17 protein-coding genes are annotated in these 18,959 nt (G+C 46.0%); 13 read left to right on the top strand and 4 right to left on the bottom strand.

The features are described from left to right. Nucleotides 1–10: 10 nt before the first annotated feature. From ACKI5J_RS02910 to ACKI5J_RS02900, 3 genes are all read left to right on the top strand, one after another. Nucleotides 11–1,633 (top strand): RagB/SusD family nutrient uptake outer membrane protein, encoded by a 1,623-nt coding sequence (locus tag ACKI5J_RS02910; RefSeq protein WP_407426331.1) that lies wholly within the window; start codon nucleotides 11–13, stop codon nucleotides 1,631–1,633. A gap of 58 nt (nucleotides 1,634–1,691) precedes the next feature. Further along, complete coding sequence (locus tag ACKI5J_RS02905; RefSeq protein WP_407426329.1) at nucleotides 1,692–2,675, top strand: alpha/beta hydrolase; 984 nt, start codon at nucleotides 1,692–1,694, stop codon at nucleotides 2,673–2,675. A 100-nt stretch (nucleotides 2,676–2,775) separates the two neighbouring features. Then, the gene (locus tag ACKI5J_RS02900) at nucleotides 2,776–3,054 is read left to right on the top strand and encodes a hypothetical protein (RefSeq protein ID WP_407426327.1); all 279 of its coding nucleotides are present in this window, start codon (nucleotides 2,776–2,778) and stop codon (nucleotides 3,052–3,054) included. A gap of 120 nt (nucleotides 3,055–3,174) precedes the next feature. Here the strand turns inward: ACKI5J_RS02900 and ACKI5J_RS02895 are convergent, their stop codons facing one another. Further along, nucleotides 3,175–3,768, bottom strand: coding sequence for an HPP family protein (locus ACKI5J_RS02895; RefSeq protein ID WP_407426326.1), 594 nt, complete (start codon nucleotides 3,766–3,768; stop codon nucleotides 3,175–3,177). 89 nt (nucleotides 3,769–3,857) lie between these two features. On the opposite strand from ACKI5J_RS02895, the gene ACKI5J_RS02890 reads away from it, so the two are divergent. Further along, nucleotides 3,858–4,736 (top strand): DUF1080 domain-containing protein, encoded by an 879-nt coding sequence (locus tag ACKI5J_RS02890; RefSeq protein WP_407426324.1) that lies wholly within the window; start codon nucleotides 3,858–3,860, stop codon nucleotides 4,734–4,736. On the opposite strand, the gene ACKI5J_RS02885 is transcribed toward ACKI5J_RS02890, so the two are convergent. Beyond that, nucleotides 4,724–5,464 (bottom strand): YqjF family protein, encoded by a 741-nt coding sequence (locus ACKI5J_RS02885; RefSeq protein ID WP_407426322.1) that lies wholly within the window; start codon nucleotides 5,462–5,464, stop codon nucleotides 4,724–4,726. The genes ACKI5J_RS02890 and ACKI5J_RS02885 overlap by 13 nt on opposite strands. A 149-nt stretch (nucleotides 5,465–5,613) precedes the next feature. Between ACKI5J_RS02885 and ACKI5J_RS02880 the strand changes: the two genes are divergently transcribed. From ACKI5J_RS02880 to ACKI5J_RS02870, 3 genes are read left to right on the top strand one after another with little or no spacing between them, the layout of a single operon-like run. After that, a complete protein-coding gene (locus tag ACKI5J_RS02880; protein ID WP_407426320.1) occupies nucleotides 5,614–5,901 on the top strand; it encodes a hypothetical protein in 288 nt (95 codons plus the stop codon). 37 nt (nucleotides 5,902–5,938) lie between these two features. Next, nucleotides 5,939–6,124 (top strand): DUF3606 domain-containing protein, encoded by a 186-nt coding sequence (locus ACKI5J_RS02875; protein ID WP_407426318.1) that lies wholly within the window; start codon nucleotides 5,939–5,941, stop codon nucleotides 6,122–6,124. Between the two features lie 38 nt (nucleotides 6,125–6,162). Further along, nucleotides 6,163–6,819 (top strand): hypothetical protein, encoded by a 657-nt coding sequence (locus ACKI5J_RS02870; RefSeq protein ID WP_407426316.1) that lies wholly within the window; start codon nucleotides 6,163–6,165, stop codon nucleotides 6,817–6,819. A 65-nt stretch (nucleotides 6,820–6,884) separates the two neighbouring features. On the opposite strand, the gene ACKI5J_RS02865 is transcribed toward ACKI5J_RS02870, so the two are convergent. Then, nucleotides 6,885–7,901, bottom strand: coding sequence for a TIGR03885 family FMN-dependent LLM class oxidoreductase (locus ACKI5J_RS02865; protein WP_407426314.1), 1,017 nt, complete (start codon nucleotides 7,899–7,901; stop codon nucleotides 6,885–6,887). A gap of 90 nt (nucleotides 7,902–7,991) precedes the next feature. On the opposite strand from ACKI5J_RS02865, the gene ligD reads away from it, so the two are divergent. The 3 genes from ligD (at nucleotide 7,992) to ACKI5J_RS02850 (ending at nucleotide 11,963) form a co-directional block, all read left to right on the top strand. Then, complete coding sequence (ligD, locus tag ACKI5J_RS02860) at nucleotides 7,992–10,718, top strand: DNA ligase D (RefSeq protein WP_407426312.1); 2,727 nt, start codon at nucleotides 7,992–7,994, stop codon at nucleotides 10,716–10,718. 11 nt (nucleotides 10,719–10,729) lie between these two features. Beyond that, on the top strand, nucleotides 10,730–11,488 hold the full coding sequence (locus ACKI5J_RS02855) for a DUF72 domain-containing protein (protein ID WP_407426310.1): 759 nt from the start codon (nucleotides 10,730–10,732) through the stop codon (nucleotides 11,486–11,488). A gap of 94 nt (nucleotides 11,489–11,582) precedes the next feature. Further along, the gene (locus tag ACKI5J_RS02850) at nucleotides 11,583–11,963 is read left to right on the top strand and encodes an SPW repeat protein (RefSeq protein WP_407426308.1); all 381 of its coding nucleotides are present in this window, start codon (nucleotides 11,583–11,585) and stop codon (nucleotides 11,961–11,963) included. Nucleotides 11,964–12,150: 187 nt separating this feature from the next. Here ACKI5J_RS02850 and ACKI5J_RS02845 read toward each other — a convergent pair whose 3' ends face one another. Next, nucleotides 12,151–12,321 carry a hypothetical protein gene (locus ACKI5J_RS02845; protein WP_407426306.1) on the bottom strand — a complete coding sequence of 57 codons (171 nt, stop codon included), beginning with the start codon at nucleotides 12,319–12,321 and terminating at the stop codon, nucleotides 12,151–12,153. Nucleotides 12,322–12,345: 24 nt separating this feature from the next. Between ACKI5J_RS02845 and ACKI5J_RS02840 the strand changes: the two genes are divergently transcribed. From ACKI5J_RS02840 to ACKI5J_RS02830, 3 genes are read left to right on the top strand one after another with little or no spacing between them, the layout of a single operon-like run. Then, on the top strand, nucleotides 12,346–15,633 hold the full coding sequence (locus tag ACKI5J_RS02840; protein ID WP_407426304.1) for a SusC/RagA family TonB-linked outer membrane protein: 3,288 nt from the start codon (nucleotides 12,346–12,348) through the stop codon (nucleotides 15,631–15,633). Nucleotides 15,634–15,680: 47 nt separating this feature from the next. Next, on the top strand, nucleotides 15,681–17,096 hold the full coding sequence (locus ACKI5J_RS02835) for a RagB/SusD family nutrient uptake outer membrane protein (protein ID WP_407426302.1): 1,416 nt from the start codon (nucleotides 15,681–15,683) through the stop codon (nucleotides 17,094–17,096). A 9-nt stretch (nucleotides 17,097–17,105) separates the two neighbouring features. Next, nucleotides 17,106–18,947, top strand: a complete 1,842-nt coding sequence (locus ACKI5J_RS02830; RefSeq protein ID WP_407426300.1) for an exo-alpha-sialidase — start codon at nucleotides 17,106–17,108, stop codon at nucleotides 18,945–18,947. The last annotated feature ends 12 nt before the right edge of the window (nucleotides 18,948–18,959 follow it).

Genomic DNA, 18,959 nt, shown 5'->3' with positions numbered 1-18,959 from the left:
CACCGAAATCATGAATACGACAAGAAAATATATATCCATATTGGCTTCAGGATTAGTGTTCCTGAGCATGCAGGCCTGCACCAAATTAGAAGATGAGAGTTTTACAGATATCATTGCGTCGAGCTATGTACCGGGGAAGGATGACATCGGCTCGCTGGTAGCCCCTGCCTATGCGAACTGGCGGGATGTATTGATGTCAAACGCAACAGGTTATTACATCACTCAGGAGATTGCTGCTGATCAGCTGGCTGTCCCGGCAAAACCGTATGGTTTCGTAGACGGCGGTCTGCATCGCAGGATGCATGAGCATAAATGGACACCGGAACAGGCGCATTGTCAGGATCTGTGGACTAAAACCTATGCAGGGGTTACGAACTGTAACCGGGTAATCTACCAGATCGAGTCGGGCGCTATCCCGACTGAGGAGGCCACTAAAGCGAGTATTTTGGCGGAGCTAAAAGTGCTTAGGGCATCTTACTACTTTGTGCTCTGTGATAATTTCGGCAATGTGCCGATCGTTGATCGCTTTGATGTGCCGGAAGGGTTTCTTCCTGATCAAAATACGAGAAAGGAAGTGTATGATTTTATTGTGAGTGAGATAACGTCATCCATTCCGGCCTTATCTGAAAATAGCGATGTCAGCACTTATGCACGTTTCAACAACAAATGGTCGGCTAATGCACTGTTGGCTAAAGTGTATCTGAACGCGCAGGTTTACAGCGGTCAGGCTGAGTGGGCCAGGTGTATCCAGGCTTGTGACGCGGTAATCAGCTCCGGAAAATTTTCATTGGAAGCAGTGCAAAAGGATGTTTTCAAGGCACAGAATCAGAACTCTAAGGAAATCGTCTGGGCTGTGCCGCATGATGAGGTTTATGCCGGTGGTTTTTACCTTGCTGCGTGGACGATGTCTCCGCAGAACCAGTTTACCTACGGTGCTAAATCCGGAGGATATGGAGGACTAAATGCCATTCCGCAGTTTATTGACACCTTCCATCCGGAAGATAAAAGGCTTACCGATGGTTGGATGATGGGGCAGCAGTATGCTGCAAATGGTGAACCATTGAAATGCGCCTATGGGGTGCTTATCGGCCAGCCGCTGGTTTATGTTAACGAATGTCCAGGTATCGACTCCACTCAGGAGATCCACAGCTACAGGATCAACAAGTTTGAAATAGCCCAAAATTCATCACCGAACAATATGGATAACGATTTTCCTTTTCTTCGTTATGCAGATATCCTGATGATGAAGGCGGAATGTTTGCTTCGGACAGGTGATGCTGATGGAGCGGCTGCGCTTGTTACGCAGGTGCGTCAAAGAAGCTTTCCAGGTAATGCTTCACTGGCAGCCGTTACCGGAGCGCAGCTTCAGGGGAATACATCGTATAAATATGGGCTGAAAAACCATTTTACCACCACCACAGAACCTGTTAATGATATTACTTATGGCAGGTTTCTGGATGAGTTGGGCTGGGAATTCGCCGCTGAAGCGCACCGGAGGCAGGATATGATCCGATTTGGTGTGTTCACGAAGAAGTCCTGGTTGTCGCATTCGCCGAATGGAGATAACCGGAGCATATTTCCGATTCCGCTTCAGGAGCTGAATAAAAATCCTAAACTTAAGCAAAATCCCTAACCTATTTAATGATGTGCCGGCGCTTTACTATATTGCGCCGGCATCCTAAACAATTATTATGAAATTTTATTCTGTTTTTCTACTTAGCCTGCTGTATATACCTTGTTCCTTAGCACAAAATACGAAGGGACTTACGGGTCAGCCTGATACCTCCTATACCACTTTTTCTGCTTATCGGAGCACCTCTAAGCAGCATCCTAATATTAAGATAGTGGGAGAAAAGAAATTCTCTTCAGTTAAAGAGAGTCGCGGTCTCACCTATTGTAATCCCGGAAAAAGGGATCTTAAAGTGGATGTTTTTCAGCCCAAAGCCTGGAAGTCCGGAGGCTATCCGGCGGTGCTGATCGTTCATGGTGGCGGCTGGCGTTCGGGCAACAGAACTCAGCATATTCCGTTGGCGCAGCATCTGGCGGCGGCTGGCTTTACAAGCTTCACAGTAGAATACCGCCTATCAACGGAGGCGCTGTATCCGGCCGCCGTACACGACGTAAAGGCAGCGATACGCTGGGTACGTGCTAACGCGCGAAGGTTCAATATAGACAGTAGCCAGATCGCGATTTTAGGTTTTTCAGCAGGAGGAGAGCTTGCGGCATTTGTGGGCACTACCAGTGGCATATCGAGGTTTGAAGGAGGGGAATGCAGCAAGGGGCATTCTTCAGACGTTCAGGCGATAGTGGATATCGATGGTACGCTTTCTTTTGTTCACCCTGAATCGGGTGAGGGAGACGACCGCAAGTCGACTTCGGCGGCGAGTTATTGGTTCGGGTATAGCAAGGCAGAGAACCCAGAACTTTGGAAAGACGCCTCGCCACTAACGCATGCGGGAAATAATAAGGCACCAGTTCTCTTTCTAAATAGCTCGGTAGACCGGATGCATGCCGGCAGGGACGACTTCCGGAAGGTGCTGGATGGGAATGGTGTCTATTCGGAAGTCTTCACCTTTGAAGGGGCTCCGCATTCATTTTGTTTGTTCGAACCCTGGTTCACGCCAACAGTGGATCATATAGCCCGGTTTCTGAACGGAGTTTTTAGTAAGAAATAGAAGAACCCAAAGTTTGGGTCTAACATGGTGGTGTTTATGGGGATGTAAAAAAGAAAGTTTTGTTCTTGAATTTTGTATCCGTACCTAAAAAAACAAAATAGTGAAGCCAATATTAAAAGGTTTAGCATACATATCTTTGATCACTAATATTTATGTTTCTTCTCTGTGGATCTATCTCTACAACACCAGCAATAACTACGAAGACAGAAAAGCGAAATTTAATGACTCGCTGCCTTCGTTTACATCAACGACCGTCTTTGATATTTTAATTGTACTGTTGGGCATTGCATCTGTGATTTATTTTGCGACGACGGATCGCGCCAGCGCGTATCGGTTGTTTTCCGATTCTCCATTCGGTAGCGCTTCCCTGTCAGATTAATCGCTTCAAGGAGTTACATTAAATGGACCGGCGATAGAGAAGAATGAAAATTCCAATCACGAAATGAAGAAGATATTATTTATAAATCAGGTCATCAGTACGAAATACAAGAAGAGGCGGTTATTGAAACTGCCTCTTCTTGTATCGTCTCCATACCTGATACCACTTTTTATTGTTGGGATAGCTCCGGTGAGAGGTCATGTTGTTGAAAAGCAGAGCGACAAGCAGGAGCACCAACACTCCCGAAAGTATCGGATTCAGAATATACCAATAGCCTAAGGATGTGATTTTTTCAGAGCCTATATTGGCGATGAGAGCCGTAGCCCCGCCGGGAGGGTGAAGGGTCTTTGATATCTGCATCAGGACTATCGACAGGGATACTGATAATGCTGATGCAAGCCAGATATCATGAGGCAATAGTTTGTGGACGGTAACTCCTACGATAGCACATAAGACGTGTCCGCCGATCAGGTTTCTGGGTTGAGCCAGGGGACTGTTGATAATGCCGAATACCAAAACTGCCGACGCTCCGAATGAACCTACGAGGAACAGGTTGTCGCTGGGGCTGAATGCTTTATCGTGAAGAAGTCCGATTAAGCCAATTCCTGCGAAAGAGCCTATAAACGTCCAGAAATGCTCTTTGTAGTTGATAAGGGTTTCTTTATAGAAAATATACCGCGCTCTTCTTACGTGCTTTCTGATGTGTTTTTTCATTAAGGGGTATTGTGTATGATGGTCCGGCAAAATTGCTTCTTTTCTCTCAAAAATCAGGGATGATATTTTATATTTACATAAAACCGATTATGAAATATTTCCTAAGCCTCATCGCTGTCGTGGCGGCAGTCTTGACTTTAAGCTCTTATCAACCCCGCGATGAATGGCGGTCTCTTTTTGATGGCTCCCTGACTGGCTGGGATACCTACCTGAGCTACCGGCATACAACAGCTTATAACGGTAAAGTTCCTACCGACGGGGCGGGTAAGCCTTTGCCTCCGATTGGATATGGCAAGAACGAGGCAAATGTTTTTTCTGTCGTTCATCAGGAGGGAGTACCTGTGCTCAGAATCAGCGGAGAGATCTACGGCTGTGTCTTTACTAAAGAGGATTTTAAGAACTATCATCTGAAGGTGAAGGTTAAGTGGGGCAGTAAAAAATGGGAACCGAGGTTGAATGAACCGATGGACTCGGGAATCCTTTATCATTCTCAGGGAGAGTGCGGTGCAGACTACTTCAGGTCCTGGATGCTTTCTCAGGAGTTTCAGGTAATAGAACGCAGTCACGGCGACTTCTGGTGCATTGCCAATTCGCAGATCAGCGCCAGGGCCGCGAAACCAGATGGTAAAGATACGCTTGTTTATAATCGTAACGCACCGGAGGTAAGGATGGGATCCATCAAGCATGGGAACAATAATTTCTGTCAGGCGAGTGGTAACTATGAGCGCCCGATGGACGAGTGGAACGATCTGGAGCTTATCTGCTTTGAAGACAAAAGCCTCCATATCGTTAACGGACAGGTGGTAATGGCGCTTTCGAAGTCCGCCTATCGTGACGGAGATCTTAGCAAGCCGCTTATAAGTGGTAAAATTCAGCTCCAAAGTGAGGCAGCAGAGGTTTTTTACAAGGATATCAGGATACGGGATATTGATAAGATCCCGGCTGCATATGCGTCTTATTTCGAATAATCGTTATGCATCCTGTTCCATATTAATACTTGTATATTATCCGCATAGTGCGCGAGTTGGACATCCTCCTTTGTTAGCTCAAGCCCACCGAAATTATAGCGTAGCTCTCCTTCGATCTGAATGTCCCTGAGCTGCCATTCCCGGTGTTGTATGGGATAGCTGTATATACCGGCTGTTAGGCGTTGATACGCTATATAGCGTTCGGTCAACCATACATCCAGTGGATTTTTCTCATGGAGGAGCATGGAGGGCGTATAATTAAGATCCATATTACATCCGTCGGCTTTTTTTGAGGTTATCAGATGCTGTTGAGATCTTTTACACCGATATATGTTAGCGTAACGGTAGGGCAGACCGTATGCTCTTCCGAGAAGTGAGGGCAGCTTTTTGGAAGCGTTGATATCAAGGAACACAATACCGGGCCTATCGTTCTTTTCGAAGCGTACGTAAGTTCGCAGATTAATCTCATGAAAGTTTGACAAGTATGGTAAAGGAGGAGCAAACCGGGGGTGGGCGTTTCTGACGGTAAATGCCAGTATGGAGAGCCAGGCTTGTCCGTTGTAAAGGTCTGGGGTTGTCCCCTTAGGGATGTGGGGCAGCAGTGTCCCGGTGGTGATCGGAATGTGAAGAAACAGGACCCGGAACCACTCCTGGTACATCAGCCAAGGCGATGCTGGTTTCGGAAACTGCCTGTAATTTGCCGCCTGAAGAATCTGTTTATGTGTCATGCGCCTGCTGTAAAAAAGTTCCTGATTAATAATAATCTCTTTTGCCTGATTGTTTTTGCTAAGTGAGGTGCAGGTGTGCTATCACTAACCGAAATCGAGATTGAGAAAACCCTTCTTATTTGACTTTGTTAAATAAGAAACATTCATCTATGGAAAGATTTGTGATAAGCTACCCACTAAACGGGATAGAGGAAAAGCTTTATGTGGAGCAAATGGATCATGACAAGCATCGTTTTTCAATCGATCGTGATAACGAAGACCGCAAACTTTATGACAACAATCCGATCATCATCGAGAAGTCTGGATCAGGAATCTGGGCGTTATCAACGGAAAATAATTGGTCAATTGATAGCAAGCAGATAAATGAGATTGGTCGGCTTATTGAACGCCATCGGCAAGGCGATGCTGGTTTCGAGACCGGCGTGAATGCTACCTGAACACCATACAAATTATATCAAACTAAATTAATCCGATATGAGCGACAATAAAAGTATCCGAGACGGAAGAGACACCAGTAAAGTGTCGGGGGAAGAAAGCTATGAATTGTCTTACCTGGAAGAAAAGTTCGGCGTAAGCAGAGAAACGGTTCGCGAAGCGATTAAGCAGGCAGGAAATAGCCGGGAAGCGGTTGAAGCTTATCTTCAGAAAGAAAAGGGCTGAAAACTGCAGATCAAAACATCTATTTAAATTATTTAGCTATGAATTTACGATTGAACCTTCTCCTGCTAATTGCGGGAGCCCTGGTAACCGGGGCGTGTAGTAGCACCTCTACCATGATCAGCAGTTCCTGGCGAAAACCGGATGCTACAGCTTCGGGATTTAGAACATTGTTTGTAGCAGCAATGACCAGTAATATTCCTGCGAAGCAAGCCGTTGAAACCGGACTGCAAAACAAGCTTCAGGAGAAAGGCCTGACAGTTGTTAAAAGCATGGACGTCTTTCCGCCAACATTTAGCAACCGCACCGGAGTAAAGCGGGAGTTGGTCTTAAGCAAGATTCAGGAAACGCAGGCCGATGGCATCCTGACCATTGCGTTATTGAAGAAAGAGTCGGAGAGCAGATACGTCGGCGGCGGTCCGGTATGGGATCCAGGTTTAAGGTATGGCTATTATAATCGGTTCTGGAGTTACTATAGCAACTGGTATCCCTACCTGTATGATCCGGGATATTATGACGAAACTGATGTTTACTACCTGGAGACTAACCTGTATAACGCGAAAACAGAGGAACTGATATGGGCAGCTCAATCAAAAACCTATGATCCTTCAAGTATGGATGATTTCCTGAAAGGGTATGTTAAGTCTATCTATGAGCGAATGCAGAAGGACGGACTCATCCAGGTAAATGCCCAGTAGTTAGACAATTAAATCTTAGCGCAAAGCCCGTAAACGATTCATTGTTTACGGGCTTTGCTTTTATATCAGCCGAATGCAGGCAACACATATTTACCAAAGTCTTGTATGAAAACCTCCTGCCCGCGGTTCACGTTGTGCAGTATGATTCTTTCGAAGCCCAGTGACTGGTACTGTTTTATCCACTCCATGTGTTTATGAAGGTCTGAGGAGATATTTACTTTCTCGAAAAGCTGTTCGGGTTGCACGAGTTCGGCTGCTGCATCAAATTCTTCAACCGAACGCAGATTGGCCAGTACACTTCCCTGAAAGATATTCGTCCGCCACTGATCATATGCACCGGAAAGAGCATCTTCATCCGATTTCGCATAGGAAAGCTGGACTTTTAAGTACATGGGTTTTTTCTGTCCCCCATTATCCCTGAAGGCCTTTACAACCTGTTCAAGTTCATCGATTGGTTTGGAAATAGTGATTAGCCCTTGTGCCCAGCTTCCTACCCAACCCGCGGTTTCCGCAGTTATCGCTGCTCCAAGAACGAGAGGCTGAATTTGGGGCAAGGTATAGAGCCGCGCGTTCTCTACGGTTACAAGACCCTGGTGAAAAACCGTTTCGCCCTGGAGGAGGGACTGGATAATCAGCGCGCTTTCCAGTAAGCGGGCATTTCTGTCGGATTTGGAGGGCCATTTTTCTCCCGTAATGATTTCGTTGATTGCCTCACCACTTCCAAGTGATAAAGAGAAGCGACCGGGAAACATTTCCCCGAGTGTGGCTGTCGCCTGGGCAACGATGGCGGGATGATAGCGCTGGCCCGGCGCACACACTACGCTAAAAGGAAGTGAGGTGGCTTGCATGGCCGCCCCCAACCATGCGAAGGCGAACCCGCTTTCACCTTGACGTTCACTCCAGGGGAAAAAGTGGTCAGAAGAGTTGACGGCTTTAAATCCTGCCTGTTCAGCGAGCTGCACATAGCGAAGCAGTTCGCCGGGCTTAAATTGTTCGTGCGACGCATGATATCCGATTTCTGCCATGGTTTTGTTTTCGGGAATAAACAACAGGATGTTTTGTTGGTTTCTGATATCTATCAAAATATCAGCTTTTGGAGCGGATTAGCGTATTTCGGTCGTCAGCCAAACCATTAATGGGAAGATCTTGTTAGCACTACAGAATCAATTGTTATGAGCCTGGAAAAATATGTCGAGAAGCGCGACTTTACGAAGACGGACGAACCTAAATCCGGCAAGAGTAAAGACAAAACCAAATTGCGCTTTGTTATTCAAAAACATGATGCATCACGCCTTCATTATGACTTTCGTCTGGAAATGCAAGGCGTGCTGAAAAGTTGGGCCGTGCCTAAAGGCCCTTCTACAGATCCCAAAATAAAACGTCTGGCAATGATGGTGGAAGACCATCCATATGACTACCGGACTTTCGAGGGGATTATCCCTAAGGGAGAGTATGGCGGCGGGACAGTAATCGTTTGGGATGAAGGAACTTACGAGCCGCTTGAAAGGATATCCGGTAAAAAAGCTCAGGAAAAACATCTGCTGCAACAACTTAAAGAAGGATCGCTGAAGGTTAAGCTATATGGAGAAAAGCTTGAAGGCGAATATGCTCTTGTTAAAACGCATGGAATGGGAGATAACGCATGGCTGCTGATCAAGCATAATGACGATTTCGCATCGAAAAAGGATATCACTAAACGGGATAAATCCGTGCTATCCGGAAAGACGATTGAATCTATGGCCGAAACGGGTGACAAGGTTTGGAAGAACGGGCAGGAGGAAAAAGTTGCGAAGCCGAAGTCGAGGAAAAAAAAGGAAGCGGCCCAGCCTGCGGATGAGGTAACTGACGCTGGAGATACTGACCAGAATACAGAGGATATCGATGTCGGGAAGATCTTGAAAAAGCTTCCCGCAAGTGATATGCCTGTAAACCTAAAGCCTATGCTTGCATCGCTGGTGGACGAACCGTTTGATGCACCAGGCTGGCAGTATGAAGTTAAATGGGACGGCTACAGGGCGCTGGCATTTGTAAACGAAGGGGAAGTAGAACTTCAGTCTCGTAATAATAAATCGTTTAGCGACCGTTTTTATCCTATTTATAAGATTCTTAAGGGTTGGAAAATCAACGCCGTGCTGGACGGTGAAATTCTCGTATTGAACGAAAAAGGTGTTTCTAACTTTGGTGATCTGCAGAACTGGCGCAGCGAGGCGGACGGAGATCTGGCGTATTATGTATTCGACTTGCTTTGGTATGACGGAAAAGACCTGAGAGGTTTGCCTCTTAGCCAGCGACAGGCGATTCTGGAGGAGGTTATGCCAACTGATGATGACCGTGTACGGCTGAGTAAGGTATTCAGGGCGAACGGGCTGGAATTTTTCGCGGCTGCTGAGAGGATGGGCCTGGAGGGGATCATAGCGAAAAAGTCGGATAGCACCTATATGACTGATGTGCGTTCGAAGGAATGGCTCAAAGTGAAAGTGCATAAGCGACAGGAAGTAGTCATTGCAGGGTTCACGAAAAATGAAGGCACATCAAAGCAATTTTCATCACTCCTTCTCGGCGTTTACGAGGATGGAGCGCTTCAATATGTGGGGAAAGTAGGCACCGGATTTTCTGATAAGCTGCAGAAGGAAATGATGGCTCAGATGAAGCCACTGATTACAGATGAGTCGCCGTTCAGGGAGCTGCCGGATGTTAATAAGCCGTCGCGCTTCCGACCCAATCCGCCGAAAGCAAAAGCGACATGGCTGAAACCTGAGCTGGTTTGCGAGGTAGCGTTCAGCGAAGTGACCACCGACGGCGTTTTCAGGCATCCGTCTTTTCAGGGCATGAGGGAGGACAAGAAAGCGAAAGAGGTAATAAGGGAAACGACCATTCATACTCCGGAAATTGTGGATGAGGTGGAGGAAAAACCAAAGGAACCGGATAGCTTCAAGGCGCTAAAGCCACCAAAGGAGAAGGAACGTAAGACGTTGCTGAATCCTAAGGATGAGACCCAGGTAAGAAAGATCTGCGGTCATGACCTGAAGTTCACTAACCTGAGCAAGGTCTATTGGCCGGAGGACAACGTTACCAAGCGGGATATGTTTAACTATTATTATCAGGTAGCGGAATTCATCCTCCCGTATCTAAAAGACAGACCAATGTCTTTGAATCGATTTCCGGGCGGCATTCATGCTTCCAGCTTTTATCAGAAAGACGTTAAGGGAAAAGCTCCTGAATGGGCGAAAACATTTCCATATACCACCAGCGATGGTGAGGATAAGGAGTACCTGGTTGGGACGGACGAAGCGAGCTTGCTCTGGATGGCAACCCTGGGATGTATTGAAATGAATCCCTGGTTCAGCAGGGTACAGTCGCCGGATAATCCTGATTATTGTGTGATAGACCTTGATCCGGATAAAAATACCTTCGATCAGGTGATAGAAGCGGCTCTGGAAGTAAAAAAGGTGCTCGATGCGATAGGGGTGCCTTCCTGCTGCAAGACTTCCGGATCTACCGGAATGCATATTTACATTCCTCTGGAGGCCAAGTACACCTATGACCAGTCTCAGATGTTTGCCCGGCTGCTGGTGAATATCGTTCATAAGCAGATACCGGAGTTCACCAGCCTGGAGCGCATGATCGCTAACAGGAAAGGGAAGATGTATCTGGACTTTCTTCAAAACCGACCCGGCGCTACGATTGCGGGGCCGTATTCACTAAGACCAAAGGTAGGCGCTACTGTTTCGATGCCGCTGCATTGGGATGAGGTGAAACCAGGTTTGAAGATGCGGGATTTTACCATTTTCAATACGGTGGACCGTTTGAAAGTTGAAGGCGATCTGTTTAAAGTTGCGCTTGGAAAAGGCATTGATCTGGAGAAAACTTTGAAAAAAATGAAAAGTATTTTTGATTAATGGACGGTCGGGTGTTATCACAAGCAAGAGGCCGGTTTTATTCGGGGACGAGTAACGTCGTTCTCCCTGTACCTAATAAGCAGCACTTTCCGCCAGATTATCAGGATAAAAGCAGGTTATGCTATTATGGGTCACTTTTTAGCAGCGTAGAGATCAATAGTTCCTTTTATAAGCTTCCGATGCCGGCAACGGTAAGCAAATGGGCGGATATGGTGCCGGATAACTTCAGGTTTACGTTCAAACTTTGGAAGGAAATAACGCATAACAAGGGCCTGATTTTCGAGCCGGAGGACGTGTTTCGATTCTTTCAGGTAGTTGATAGTGCGGCTGAAAAACGGGGATGTGTGCTGGTGCAGTTTCCGCCGGGTGCGGGTGTTGATCTCATCAGACAGTTGCAGGCTCTTTTGGTTAATCTCAAAGACGCAACGGCAGACCTTCCCTGGCGGATCGCGGTAGAATTCAGACACCCATCATGGTATAAAGAAGAAGTGTATGATTTGCTGTACGAGTCGGGTATTGTCCTGGTGATGCATGATATGGCTCATTCGGCCTCACCGTTTCGTGAGCCGGAACAGGACTTTGTGTACCTGCGCTTTCATGGTCCTGAGAAAGGTTACAGGGGAAGTTATCCGGATGATGTTCTTGATGAGTATGCGGAATACATCAATGGGTGGTTAGCGGATGGGAGGGACGTTTTTGCCTATTTCAATAATACCATGGGCAATGCGATAGGTAACCTCAAGAGTTTAAATGACCGGGTTGTGAAATAAAGTTGTATACTCTGGTTAAATGCACAAAGCGCCTTTTGGCATATCCTTTGAATGGTTTAAGTAGAAAACCTATGTTTAACTTAATCTATTTGTTATGAAGTTTATAACGAGAAAAACCCATGCTGTACTGGACTACGTGATGGGTGTGTTATTGATCGCCTCACCGTGGCTATTTGGATTTTCGGATGTAGGAGCGGCCAAATGGTGTGCTGTCGCTGTCGGTGTACTGATGCTTGTGATGTCGCTGGTTACTGACTATGAGGGCGGCGCTATGAAGGCCTTATCAATGGGTACCCATTTGACCATGGACCTGATTGCAGGCCTGTTCCTTGCGGCTTCTCCCTGGCTTTTGGGGTTCAACGATCAGGTATATCTTCCGCATCTGATTTTAGGTATACTGGAAATTGGCGCGGCTCTTTGCACGCAGAGAACATCGCAGCATTCATTTGGGCATGGCGGCATGCATCATGCTTAGTGCCGATTTATAAACACCAGATTTAAAGAGCCCCCGGGCTCTTTTTTTGTTTTCGTGCCTCCGAACGTTGTAACACATATAATATAAAATTGCTCCTGCAATATTTGCAAAGTTCATAAATAACTTTTACCTTGCAATGTAATCGTTTACATTTCATCAGCTGACCAATTATTAATTAACCAAATTATTAACCTCTCCTGAGTTTGATCGGGCTAACCAAGTCATAAAATGATAACGAAGTCATAATTTTCGCTGCTTGTCTTACAGCGATTCCAGGTAAGCAGATTTCATATGTTCCATTCCTCGCCGGCATCCCAGACTGATGAACGGTATGGATATCATTTGTCTGAATTTTCATATTTCTCAATTAAAATTTATCGAAATGGATATTTTCTCCCGCTCTGTTGTTAAGTACCGAAAGCATGAGGCTTCGATTGAAACTTATATCAAGAGTCAATTCATCGGAAGAACAGGTCACAAACTACTGCTTGCATGTGTGATGACCTCAGCCTTGTTTTCTCATTCCAATGCGCTTGCTAAAACTTTAACTCCAAATCTTATAACGGCTTCCCAGGCAGATATCAGGGTAAGCGGCAAAGTGACCGATGGTGAGGGCGTTAGTCTGCCGGGGGTCAGTGTCAAAGTTAAAGGTACCAGTATAGGCACCAGTACAGATACAAACGGCCATTATTCGCTGACGGTCCCATCCGGAGCAACCTTGATCTTCAGTTATATGGGCTTTGGAACAATGGAGATTCCTGTGAACAACCGCAGCAACATTAATGTCAGGCTAAGCGAAGATGTTAAAGCACTGAATGAGGTAGTCGTTGTCGGTTATGGCACACAGTCAAAGAAGTCAGTTACAGGTTCGGTAGCGTCAATCGGTTTCGAAAAGATTAAGGACAGATCATATACAAATGTTGCGCAATCATTGGCCGGACAGGTTGCCGGTGTATCAATTAACCAGGGGCAGGGTGCTCCGGGCGTTGCTCCTATCATCCGGGTTCGGGGGGTTAGTTCGATAACCGCAGGTACAAATCCATTGTTCGTAGTAGATGGGGTGCCACTGGAGAACTTCAATTTGAATATGATCAATTCGCAGGATATTGAATCGGTAGAAGTGTTGAAGGATGCGTCGTCTGCAGCCATTTATGGATCGCGTGGAGCAAGTGGGGTTATCCTGGTGACTACTAAATTGGGTAAAGTAGGACAGACGTCCATCAATGCGAATGTTGAGTACGGTACACAGGAAGTGATCAGAAAAGTGGATATGATGGACGCCCAGCAATGGATTCAATACTACGTTACCGCAAAGAACAACTCCTGGGTTGACCTTGGAGGTGGGAGGAGCGCATCAGATCCTAATAGTGCCAGGGGAAACGCTTCCACCTATAAGATTCCGGAAGAGTTTATCACCGACCCCGGTTCTTTCGGTAAGGGAACAGACTGGCAGGATGTGATGTATCGGGTTGCACCGATGAAAAGCGCCCAGCTTTCAGCTTCCGGTGGTACCGAGAAAACTCAATACCTGTTTTCGGGGTCTTATCTGGATCAGGACGCTATTTTGGACAACAATTATTATAAACGTCTGTCTTTGCGCTCGAACATCAAGCAGGAGGTATCGAAGAAGATTACACTGGGTTTGAATCTTAGCTTTACAGGTATATATGATCGTACCGACGGGACTAAGGGAAAGAGCGACGTTATCAGTCTGGCACTTCAGAGTGATCCTGTATTTCCACTTTACAACGAGAACGGCAATCTGGGTATCGTAGATCCCAACTCCGTGTGGAACCGGTATTTACAATATAATCCGGTAAATCTCTGGCATCCATATGCGACAACCCGCTTTACAGATAAGCAAAATAAAGCGTTTAACACATTGGCCATAGCATATGCAGAATATAATATCATAGACGGGCTTAAATTTCGTACCACGGTTAACGGGAACCTGGGGAACAACCGTTACAACTACTTTCTGAAGAAGAACCAGGGCTACGGGTTCAATCAGTCTCTGCCCGCCTCCACGGGTACCGAGTCGAGCGGTTACATGATCAACTGGTTAACAGAGAATACGTTGAACTACACCAAACAGTTAAATGATCATTCTTTTAATTTACTGGCAGGATACACTGCCCAGAAGCAACAGGATCAGTTTCATTCATCTACCGCTACAAACTATCCTAATGACCTCGTCCAAACCCAGAATGCAGGAACAGTAACTTCTGGAACATCCACACTTTCCGAGTGGTCTATGATCAGCTATCTGGCAAGACTAAATTATAACTTTAAGAATCGCTATTACTTAACCTCAACTATTCGTCGCGACGGAAGTTCAAGGTTTGGCAGCAATAACAAATGGGGATATTTCCCATCTGTGTCCGCTGGATGGATTGTTTCGGACGAGTCCTTTTTGTCTGATGTGAAGCCCGTATCACTACTCAAGCTTCGCGCCAGCTATGGTGTGGCAGGGAATAACCAGATTCCGAATTACGGTCCAACCAGTTTACTGGGTGCCAGCAATTATGGGCAGGGTAATACACTCACGAACGGTTTGATTACACTGAATTTGAATAACCCGGATCTGAGATGGGAAAAAACCACCCAATTTAACCTGGGAGTTGATTTGGGACTTCTTGCGAACAGAATTAATATATCGGCCGAATATTATAATTCCATCACTAAAGACATGCTTCTTAATGTTCCGATACCGGATATTTCAGGATTCGCAACTCAGTTAACCAATATCGGTAAGATGAGGAATCGCGGTGTAGAGCTTAATATCAGCACAAAAAATCTGACTGGAGAATTTAAGTGGAGTACTGATTTCAATTTTTCCAGGAACCGGAATAAAGTTCTTCAACTTGGAGTAAATAATGCACCGATTTATTTTACTGATAACGAAACGACTGTTAAGACAGAAGTAGGTCAGCCCATATCGAACTTCTTCGGTTACACGTTCACTGGTGTGTACAGGAACCAGGCAGAAATAGACAATAGTGTTCATGAAGCAAGTACCGTCCCCGGAGATCCTGTAATCAAAGACGTTAATGGGGATGGCATCATCTCGACAGATGACCGCTCGGTTATCGGAAACTATCAGCCGGATTTTACCGCGGGTATCATCAATACTTTTTCATTTAAAGGTTTCGAATTATCGTTTATGTTGCAGGGCACGTACGGCGGGGAGATCGTCAATCAAAATTACCGGTTCCTCGGATACTGGAATAGCGGGCGTAATTTATTTGCAGGTGCAAGCAACTTCTATAAGTCTGAAGCGGAGCCAGGAGATGGCGTAAATCCGAGACCTACGATGGTAAGGAAGGCCTTTCAATCTGCGTTCTCCACGTTGTGGGTCGAAGATGCTTCGTATTTAAGAGTGAAGAACATCACCCTTTCTTATGCTTTGTCGCCAAAATTGTTGAAGGCCACCCCTGCGAAAAGTCTGCGGGTTTATGTGAATGCCGATAACGTAGCCTTGTTTAGCAAGTACACAGGTTATGATCCGGAAAATACTACTTATGCGGCTACCTCATATTCTCCGGACGGCACATCCGCCAATGCGGGGACGGTATCGTCAAGTATGCCCTCCGGAGCAATGGTTGGTATGGACTATGGGTCCTATCCAGTACCACGGGTAATCACTTTCGGTATTAAAGCCGGTTTTTAGTGGCTCTCTCTCTCGGTTTAATTTGAGTACTTAAGAAAAAAAGAATCATGAATAAATTACATAAATTATTGCTGGCGCTGCTTCTACCGGTGGCACTTTCGGGTTGCAAAGAGTCGTTCCTTGACCTTGCTCCGGCATCTAATACGAACGCTGACAACTTTTATAACACGCGTGAAGATATCGATCTGGCCGTTAACGCTGCATATTCGACTTTATATTCAGTTTATGATCCGGAAGGCCCGATTTCATATACTTCCGAAATGATGGGTGATAATACTACGTTGTATATCATTGCGGGAAACCAGACCGACAAGTTTGCATTCAAGGATTATAATTTGAAAACGAATAACACCTTGGTATACAGTTTCTGGCAGACCTTCTACCGGGCGATGTATAATTTGAATATCGTCATCGAAAAGGTTGATCAGTCCAGTCTTGACGCGTCATATAAAGATCAGGTCAAAGCGCAGATGTCTTTTTTAAGAGGTTTATATTACTTTAATATGGTGAGGCTATGGGGAGATGTTCCATTGGTTACGAAGCCGTTAACTGTGCCGGAAACATATGCAACGCTTCGCAGTCCTCAGGCGGAAGTTTATAACCAAATCTTAACGGATCTGCAATTTGCGGCAGATAAATTACCCCAAACAGCAGTTGGCCGGGCAACAAAAGGTGCGGCGTATACGGCTCTTGGAGAGGTGTATCTGACACTTAAAGATAAAACCAAAGCCGCAGCTGCACTTATGAATGTGTATAATGACAGCCAGTATGGTCTGTTAAGTACATATGCTTCTGTGTTCGGTCCTTCGGTGAAAAATACAAAAGAGTCGATTTTTGAAATTCAATATGTAGGTGGCGGTAGTATTTCGAACGGCACGTTCAGTAAATATTACAGGACGTATTATCCGAACGTTAATTTATTGGGTTTTGACGGGGTAGGTATGAACCAGATATCAGACGATCTGTATAATGAATACGAGCCTGGCGATCCCAGACGAGAGGCAAGTATTGCCCTTGGGTTTCAGAATGGGGCAGTGTTCCAAAGTCAGAAGTATCCTATCAAGTGGACTGATCTTTCGGGGCCAAAGGTGAGCAATACCGTTCTTGCCAATAACAACTTCATGGTTTACCGGTATGCCGATGTGCTTTTAATGCTCTCAGAAGCAACAGAGGATCCGCAGTATCTGAATGAGGTGAGAGCCCGCGCCGGTCTTCCACTATATGGAACTCCGGATTATCCATCCGCATTGTATCCAAGTCTTAATCTGGCAATAGAGCATGAGAGGAGAGTGGAACTGGCTATTGAGTTTCACCGCTGGTTCGATCTCAAGAGAACGGAAAGGGCAGTCCCTGTACTTACGGCTAAAGGGAAGAATGTAACCCCCGAAAAATTGTTGCTGCCGGTACCTGATAATGTCCGGATTCAGAACAATGCCATAACTCAAAATCCGGGATACAACTAAATCAAAACGATGAACACAGCTAAAATGATTTTATGTGCGGCTTTATGTCCGTGCTGGCTTAGCCTGCAGGCCCAGGATACTTTAAGGTATTCTGGAGCCGAAAAGGTCAATGTAGACTATCATGATGGTCGGTTGCCTATGGCATTGGGCGTTCACAATCTTCAGGTGATGCGGGCAGATCGCTCGCATCCAGATAAGGAGAACGGACGGAACTGGACTTATAATCACGCCCCAATGCTTGCTTATTGGAATAATACTTTCTATCTGGAGTATTTGAGTAACCCTGTGGGTGAACACGTACCGCCCGGCCAGACATTGCTGCTTACCTCGGCAGATGGTAAGAAATGGTCTGAGCCTGTCGTCATCTTTCCACCTTACAAAGTACCCGATGGAACAAAAAAAACAGATTTGGATAACGTGGCAAAGGACCTGTATTCGGTTATGCACCAGCGCATGGGCTTTTATACTTCCAAAAAGGGCAGACTTTTCGCACTGGCTTACTATGGAATATCGTTTTTTCCGAAGGACGGACCCAATGACGGAGACGGCATAGGAAGGGTGATCCGTGAAATTTTGCCGGGAGGTAAATTTGGCCCCATTTATTTCATCCGGTACAACCATGGATTTTCAGGAAAAAATTCTCAGTATCCGTTTTATAAGACAAGCAAGGATAAAGGTTTCGTAGAAGCCTGTAATGAGATTCTTAATAACGATCTGGTTGTTCAGCAATGGGCTGAAGAATCAGATAAAGAGGATCCCCTTATCAAGCTCCAGGGTGAGTACAAAGCATTTAGCTATTATCACTTGCCAGATGCAAGAGTAGTGGGGCTATGGAAAAATGGATTAACCAGTATAAGTAAGGATCAGGGTAAAACGTGGGAATATCAGCCTCTTAGAGCTCCGAAGCTTGTCAACAGCAATGCGAAAATTTGGGGCCAACGTACGTCTGACGGCAAATTTGCGCTGGTTTACAATCCATCAGAGTTCAGATGGCCGCTCGCCGTTTCCGTCAGCGAGGATGGATTGGACTACACCAATCTCTTGCTTGTCCATGGAGACATCACTTCCATGCGGTATGGTGGGGAGTATAAGTCGTACGGACCGCAGTACATAAGGGGTATTTCGGAAAACAACGGAACGCCGGCGGACAATAAGCTGTGGCTGACCTATAGTGTAAATAAAGAGGATATATGGGTATCTTCAGTTCCCCTTCCGGTAACAGATACACCGGCTAACCATGCAGATGATGTTTTTGCGGAGCTGACCGAGGGGCGGGAGCTGGATTTGTGGAATGTTTACAGTCCCATGAGAGCGCCCGTAAAGATGGAGAAGATGCAGCATGGCGCCCGGGTCCTTGCCCTTATGGACGCAGATCCTTTCGACTATGCTAAGGCTACCAGACTGATCCCGGAAACCAAAAGGCTTCGTGCGTCATTTTCGGTGATTCCACAGCAGAATGACAGGGGGCTGCTGGACATTGAGTTCCAGGATAAGAAGGGTACGCCGGGGATCCGTCTTTCATTCGATGAACAAGGTTCATTCCGATTAAAAGCAGGCTACCGAAACAAGAGCCTGTTAAACTATCAGCCTGGAAAACAATATGATATTGTTGTGGAGCTTGACGCAGATGCGCGTATGTATACGGTTAGTGTAAACGGCGAAAAACTGTCGGAGAATACTTTTTTCGCGCCACTGGAGCATGTAGCAAGGGTTGCCTTCCGGACAGGAGATACCACTCGTTTTCCAACCGCAGATACTCCGACGGATCAAAAGTATGATCTCCCAGATGCCGAAGCAAAGATAGATACGGCAACTTTCTTTATTCCATCATTTAAAACAGCAGGACTTTAAATTTTTTCACTA

Source organism: Arcticibacter sp. (assembly GCF_045629565.1).
Taxonomy (GTDB): Bacteria; Bacteroidota; Bacteroidia; order Sphingobacteriales; family Sphingobacteriaceae; genus Arcticibacter.
The sequence above is the reverse complement of the archived record's forward strand: the minus strand, read 5'-3'. Positions and strand labels throughout refer to the sequence as shown.

What these genes read in the sequence shown, in the direction of transcription:
- ACKI5J_RS02910 (WP_407426331.1), top strand. Translation starts at nt 11, where the DNA reads ATGAATACGACAAGAAAATATATATCCATATTGGCTTCAGGATTAGTG.
- ACKI5J_RS02905 (WP_407426329.1), top strand. Translation starts at nt 1,692, where the DNA reads ATGAAATTTTATTCTGTTTTTCTACTTAGCCTGCTGTATATACCTTGT.
- ACKI5J_RS02895 (WP_407426326.1), bottom strand. Translation starts at nt 3,768, where the DNA reads ATGAAAAAACACATCAGAAAGCACGTAAGAAGAGCGCGGTATATTTTC.
- ACKI5J_RS02890 (WP_407426324.1), top strand. Translation starts at nt 3,858, where the DNA reads ATGAAATATTTCCTAAGCCTCATCGCTGTCGTGGCGGCAGTCTTGACT.
- ACKI5J_RS02885 (WP_407426322.1), bottom strand. Translation starts at nt 5,464, where the DNA reads ATGACACATAAACAGATTCTTCAGGCGGCAAATTACAGGCAGTTTCCG.
- ACKI5J_RS02880 (WP_407426320.1), top strand. Translation starts at nt 5,614, where the DNA reads ATGGAAAGATTTGTGATAAGCTACCCACTAAACGGGATAGAGGAAAAG.
- ACKI5J_RS02875 (WP_407426318.1), top strand. Translation starts at nt 5,939, where the DNA reads ATGAGCGACAATAAAAGTATCCGAGACGGAAGAGACACCAGTAAAGTG.
- ACKI5J_RS02870 (WP_407426316.1), top strand. Translation starts at nt 6,163, where the DNA reads ATGAATTTACGATTGAACCTTCTCCTGCTAATTGCGGGAGCCCTGGTA.
- ligD (WP_407426312.1), top strand. Translation starts at nt 7,992, where the DNA reads ATGAGCCTGGAAAAATATGTCGAGAAGCGCGACTTTACGAAGACGGAC.
- ACKI5J_RS02850 (WP_407426308.1), top strand. Translation starts at nt 11,583, where the DNA reads ATGAAGTTTATAACGAGAAAAACCCATGCTGTACTGGACTACGTGATG.
- ACKI5J_RS02845 (WP_407426306.1), bottom strand. Translation starts at nt 12,321, where the DNA reads ATGAAAATTCAGACAAATGATATCCATACCGTTCATCAGTCTGGGATG.
- ACKI5J_RS02840 (WP_407426304.1), top strand. Translation starts at nt 12,346, where the DNA reads ATGGATATTTTCTCCCGCTCTGTTGTTAAGTACCGAAAGCATGAGGCT.
- ACKI5J_RS02835 (WP_407426302.1), top strand. Translation starts at nt 15,681, where the DNA reads ATGAATAAATTACATAAATTATTGCTGGCGCTGCTTCTACCGGTGGCA.
- ACKI5J_RS02830 (WP_407426300.1), top strand. Translation starts at nt 17,106, where the DNA reads ATGAACACAGCTAAAATGATTTTATGTGCGGCTTTATGTCCGTGCTGG.